5 protein-coding genes are annotated in these 5,488 nt (G+C 41.3%); all 5 read left to right on the top strand.

Going from position 1 to position 5,488, the window contains the following annotated elements; genetic code table 11:
- The first annotated feature begins 323 nt into the window (after positions 1 to 323).
- Positions 324 to 1,595 (top strand): sugar phosphate nucleotidyltransferase, encoded by a 1,272-nt coding sequence (locus P9M13_02245; GenBank protein ID MDP8262108.1) that lies wholly within the window; start codon positions 324 to 326, stop codon positions 1,593 to 1,595.
- A 115-nt stretch (positions 1,596 to 1,710) separates the two neighbouring features.
- Positions 1,711 to 2,649, top strand: coding sequence for a ribose-phosphate pyrophosphokinase (locus P9M13_02240; protein ID MDP8262107.1), 939 nt, complete (start codon positions 1,711 to 1,713; stop codon positions 2,647 to 2,649).
- 52 nt (positions 2,650 to 2,701) lie between these two features.
- Positions 2,702 to 3,379 carry a 50S ribosomal protein L25/general stress protein Ctc gene (locus P9M13_02235; protein ID MDP8262106.1) on the top strand — a complete coding sequence of 226 codons (678 nt, stop codon included), beginning with the start codon at positions 2,702 to 2,704 and terminating at the stop codon, positions 3,377 to 3,379.
- A 35-nt stretch (positions 3,380 to 3,414) separates the two neighbouring features.
- Positions 3,415 to 3,996, top strand: coding sequence for an aminoacyl-tRNA hydrolase (gene pth / locus P9M13_02230; GenBank protein ID MDP8262105.1), 582 nt, complete (start codon positions 3,415 to 3,417; stop codon positions 3,994 to 3,996).
- A gap of 121 nt (positions 3,997 to 4,117) precedes the next feature.
- Positions 4,118 to 5,488: autotransporter-associated beta strand repeat-containing protein (locus P9M13_02225; GenBank protein MDP8262104.1), on the top strand; the 1,371-nt coding region annotated here is incomplete at its 3' end.

The following is a 5,488-nucleotide window of genomic DNA, read 5'->3' as shown; positions in this document are numbered from 1 at the left end:
GTGCAAGCCATTCCTTATTTCCTTGGGAAGACTTCTTGGGTAAAACATAGCGCACCTAAACCGTTCATCCTTCACAGGTGCTTAGGTTCCCGACCACAGCGGTTCGGCTACACGTTTCACTTTCCGCCTCGCTACACTGCTTATCGGGATTGTTTTCTTCTTGCTTTTTCAAATATACAATAGTATATTTACATCCCTATTTCTAAACATGTTTTACCTCTGTATCCGGGATAATTCGTTATAGGGATGTGATCTATGTAAATTTGTTTTAGTGGATCTTGAGCGTAGCCAATATATAATGAGAACTTTTTAAAGTGGTTTATATGGATAAATGGATTGCAGTCATTTTAGCGGCAGGTGATGGAGTTCGCATGAAGTCGAAACTGCCGAAGGTAATGCATAAGCTGTGCGATGTCCCGATATTATCTTATGTAATAAGTGCGGTTAAAAAGGTAGGGATAAAACGAATCGTTCTTGTCGTGGGTAAAAACGGTGATGCAATAAAGGACATGCTCAATGATCCTGAGATAGAATATGTCTTCCAATATGAGAAGAAAGGTACCGGGCATGCAATCATGCAGGTTAAGTCTGCATTGAATGATTTTGTTGGAAACATGCTTGTTCTCTGTGGTGACGCACCGCTCATTAAAAGCGAAACAATAAAAGCAATAATTGATACACACGAAAAAGAACAGTTGTCTGCAACGTGTCTCTCAGCATTATTAAAAGACCCGACAGGATATGGTAGAATTGCGCGTAACGCAAATGGCAAGATACAAAAAATTGTTGAAGAAAAAGATGCTTCATTATTTGAAAAATCTGTTGAGGAAGTAAATTCCGGTTCATATTGTTTTAATGCACAGGCACTATTCTCACTCATTGATAAGATTGAGCCGAATAATGCGCAAAAAGAATATTATTTAACCGATATCATTGGATTAATGAACAGCAAGAAACTTTTAATAGAAAGCTACGTCACAGAAGATAGCCAGGAAATAATAGGGATTAATTCAAGAAGAGATTTAGCGTATGCTCAGAAATGTCTTCAGAAAAGAATAATTGATTATCACATGGATAATGGGGTAACAGTATCTGATCCTCAATCAACATTTATCTCAGGGAGCACTACAATCGGCCGGGATACTGTGATAGAACCCTGCACCGTTATTGACGGAACGGTTGTTATTGGCGAAAATTGTTCTGTGGGACCATTTACCCATTTGCGTAGCGGGACAGTGCTTGAAGACGGTGCTGAGATTGGGAATTTTACCGAGGTGAAAAATTCAAAAGTGGGAAAACATTCAAAAGCAAAGCATCTCTCATATATTGGGGACGCGATTATTGGTGAAAAGGTAAATATTGGGGCAAGTACAATAACGGCCAATTATGATGGAAAGAAAAAACATCAAACGGTTATTGATGACAATGCTTCAACGGGGTCACATTCTACTCTTGTTGCACCGGTTAAGATCGGCAAGGGTGCGGTAATAGGTGCAGGATCAGTGGTAACAAAAAACCATGATGTGCCACCAGGAGAAGTTGTTACGGGGATTCCTGCAAAGATATGTGAAAAGAGAAAAAATAACGACGAGTAGATAGTACAGGTTTAACATGAGCGATATTGTAGCGGTCAATAGAGGCGAAATAAAGAAAGCAAATGCTCGAAAGAGCAGTTTGTAAACTAAAGAACAATTACAAGGGGATAAAACAATGAAAGATGCATTAAAGATCTTTTCTGGTAATGCAAATCCGGATCTTACTCAAAAAATTGCTGATTATATTGGTGTTGAAGTAGGAAAAGCAGAAGTAACACAATTCAGTGAGGGTGAGATTTTTGTTAAAATTCAAGAAAATGTGAGAGGAAGAGATGTCTTTGTTGTTCAGCCGACATGTCCCCCGTCAAATGATAGTTTTATGGAGCTTTTGATCATGATCGATGCTTTGAGAAGAGCATCAGCATCCCGAATAACAGCCGTTATTCCCTACTATGGATATGCACGCCAGGACAGAAAAGATCAGCCTCGTGTCCCTATTACCGCTAAACTTGTTGCGAACCTTATTACTGCAGCAGGGACTGATAGGGTGTTATGTCTTGATTTGCATACTGACCAGATTCAAGGCTTTTTTGATATTCCGGTTGATAATCTATATGCAGCGACTGTGTTTGCAGACGAATTTAAGAGTATGGGATTAAAAGATGTAACCGTAGTATCACCTGATGTTGGTGGGATTAAGTCTGCCCGCGCATTTGCAAAACGTTTAGGCGCAGATCTTGCTGTTGTTGATAAACGCAGAGTGAATTCGGAACAAGCTGAAGTGATGAATATCATGGGTGATGTTGAAGGGAGGAATATTGTAATAGTCGATGATATTATTTCGACTGCTGGTTCTGTTACAGAAGCTGCGCAAGCACTCAAAAATCGTGGCGCAAAAGATATATATTGCTGTATATCGCACCCGGTTTTGGTGGGGCCTGCACTTGAACGCATAGGAAAATCTCCCATAAAAACATTGAATGTCACCGATAGTATTCCTATTGGTGATAAAGTCCAAGAAAAGAGAATCCAGGTTCTTACCGTTGCGAAACTTTTGGGCGAGGCAATTATGAGAATACATAAAAACGAATCAGTGAGCTCATTGTTTGCATAATTAATAGAAATAATAATTATATAATAGTGATAATGAAAGGGGTGTTTTTGAGATGGCACAAATTGAATTGAAGGTACAATTACGAGTAGATAAAACAAAAGGCGAGTTGAATGATATGCGGTACGAAGGACTTGTTCCCGCTATTGTGTATGGTCAAGGGAAAGATCCTGTGATGATTCAGCTTAATGAGCGGGAGTTTGCTAAAGTGATGAGACAGTCAGGTAGTGAAAATCTTATTATCAGACTTGCAATTGAAGGGGCAGAGGCGGAAAAAGAAAAAGATGTTATTTTGCAGGAAGTACAGCGCCATCCGATTGCTGAAACAATACTGCACGTTGATTTTCATGAAATATCTCTTAAGGATAAAATCAAGGTAAACGTGCCGATCCATGAGACAGGAGATGCGGTCGGTGTTGAAAAATCAGGCGGTGTTCTTGAACACGGGTTGCGAGAAATTGAAGTAGAATGTTTGCCGACAGAAATTCCTGAAAAAATCGATATTGATATTTCAGCACTTGAAATCGGACAGGCGTTATATGTAAAAGATTTACCGGTTACGGAAAATGTCGTGGTATTAACTGATCCTGAACTTCCGGTATTTTCAGTGTCCGCACCAAAGGCTGAAGAGGAAGAAAAACCGGCTGAAGAAGGTGAAACAGCTGAGCCTGAAGTTATTAGAGAGAAGAAGCCTGAGGGCGAAGAAGAAGAGCAAAAAGAAGATACTAAATAATAAAAGTGTGTCCCGTGCGAACAGGGGATTTTTAAGTGAAGATAATCTTTGGACTTGGTAATCCAGGCCTGCGCTATAAAAAGACGCGCCATAACATTGGTTTTAGGATCTTGGATGAGGTTGCCAGTAGTCATCGTGCCAAGTTTACCAAGGATAGAAAGCGCCAAGCATATATTGCGAAAATACATTCCGGGGGGCAGACGGTTATCCTGGTAAAACCGCTTTCATATATGAACTTGAGCGGTGATGTTGTTTCAAAGTGTTTAGCGTTCTTTGATGTGGATATAACTGACAGCATTGTTGTTGTTGATGATATACATCTTAAGACGGGCAGTATTCGGGTAAGAGAACGTGGTGGTTCCGGCGGGCATAATGGCCTTGCGTCCATACAGAAAAGTCTCAGTACAAACCATTATGTGCGCGTACGTTATGGTGTAAAAAATGAGAGTGTGTATCCTCTGAATGTACCTGATTATGTGTTGGGAAAATTCACGAAGGATGAGGAACGTATAAATTTAAATCGTATAAAAGATGCTGCAGAAGCTCTCGAAACGATACTATCGCAAGGTCTTTTACCGGCGATGGATCGTTATAATCAGAAACAACAGGCAGGATAGATTGTGTAGTATGTGAAAAAGATCGAAAGAGTAACAGGTAAATCATTCTGAAAGAGTAAGCCAGGGCCAAAGAAGATAATTTAGTATGGTGTCCCTGAAATATGTAAAACGGAGGGGTCAGATGTTTAAAAAACTTCTTTATTTTGTCAGTGCGATAATTTTTATTGCCGTTTTTATATCTTCTGATTTGTATGGAGCGGAACGCACCTGGGATGGTGGCGGCGGTGGTGATAATAATTGGAATACAGCCGCAAACTGGGATGCCGCAGTAAATGCTGATGATGCTCTTACTTTCGCGGGATTAACTCAGACGACAAATAATAATGATTTTGCGGGCGGAACATCGTTTGGATTAATTACTTTTAATGCCGGGGGATTCACTGTTGGGGGTAATTCTGTGACCCTGACATCAGGTATAAATAATACAACAGGTACGAATGTGTTTAATTGTGGTATATCGTTAAACAATGTTAGTCAGGAATTTACGGTTGGCGGTACGTCATTAACATTAGGTGGGGCGATATCTGTCGGTAACGCGACCTTGACGATTAATTCCAGTGGAACTAGTCAAATAAATGGTGTAATAAGCGGAACTGGAGCAGTAACAAAGAGCGGGGTAGGGACAACGACATTATCAGGTGCGAATACCTATACTGGTGCGACAACAGTAAGTACGGGATCATTAAAATACGGAGCCAGTAATGTCCTTTCTAACAGCAGTGCAGTTACAGTTTCAGGGGGGACACTTGATATTGTTAGTTACGATGACACAGTAGCAGCTGTAACATTAACGAGCGGCGCAATTACAGGAACGTCAGGTGTTTTGACAGGCAGTTCGTATGCTGTTGAAAGCGGAACGATAAGCGCGATACTCGCGGGAGGTGGTGCGCTGACTAAGACTACCGCGGGAACAATTACACTTTCAGGTACAAATACATATACTGGCGGTACAACAATAAGTGCAGGATCATTACAATACGGAGCCAGTAATGTCCTTTCAGATACCACAGCAGTGAGTGTTTCATCAGGCGCTGTGCTTGATCTGGCAGGATATAATGACACGATAGGGTCGCTTGCAGGCGAGGGAAATGTGACATTTGGAAGCGGTAGTCTGACTGCAGGGGGAGTTGGTGGAAATACAAACTATAGCGGTATCATGAGCGGTACAGGATCTTTTACTAAAGCAGGTTCAGGAACAGTGACATTATCAGGGGCAAATACCTATTCGGGAGGAACGACAATAAGTGCAGGATCATTACAATACGGTGCCAGTAATGTTTTAGCTAACGCCGGCGCAATTGCGGTTTCGGGTGGTGGAACACTTAATATTGTTAGCTACGATGACACAGTAGCAGCTGTAACATTAACGAGCGGTGCAATTACAGGAACGTCAGGTGTTTTGACAGGCAGTTCGTATGCTGTTGAAAGCGGAACGATAAGCGCGATACTCGCGGGAGGTGGTGCGCTGACTAAGACTACCGCGGGAACAATT

Source organism: Candidatus Ancaeobacter aquaticus (assembly GCA_030765405.1).
Taxonomy (GTDB): Bacteria; Auribacterota; Ancaeobacteria; order Ancaeobacterales; family Ancaeobacteraceae; genus Ancaeobacter; species Ancaeobacter aquaticus.
The sequence above is the reverse complement of the archived record's forward strand: the minus strand, read 5'-3'. Positions and strand labels throughout refer to the sequence as shown.

Excerpts from the sequence above, each read along its gene's own strand:
- P9M13_02235 (MDP8262106.1), top strand. The coding sequence starts at position 2,702 with ATGGCACAAATTGAATTGAAGGTACAATTACGAGTAGATAAAACAAAA.
- P9M13_02245 (MDP8262108.1), top strand. The coding sequence starts at position 324 with ATGGATAAATGGATTGCAGTCATTTTAGCGGCAGGTGATGGAGTTCGC.
- P9M13_02240 (MDP8262107.1), top strand. The coding sequence starts at position 1,711 with ATGAAAGATGCATTAAAGATCTTTTCTGGTAATGCAAATCCGGATCTT.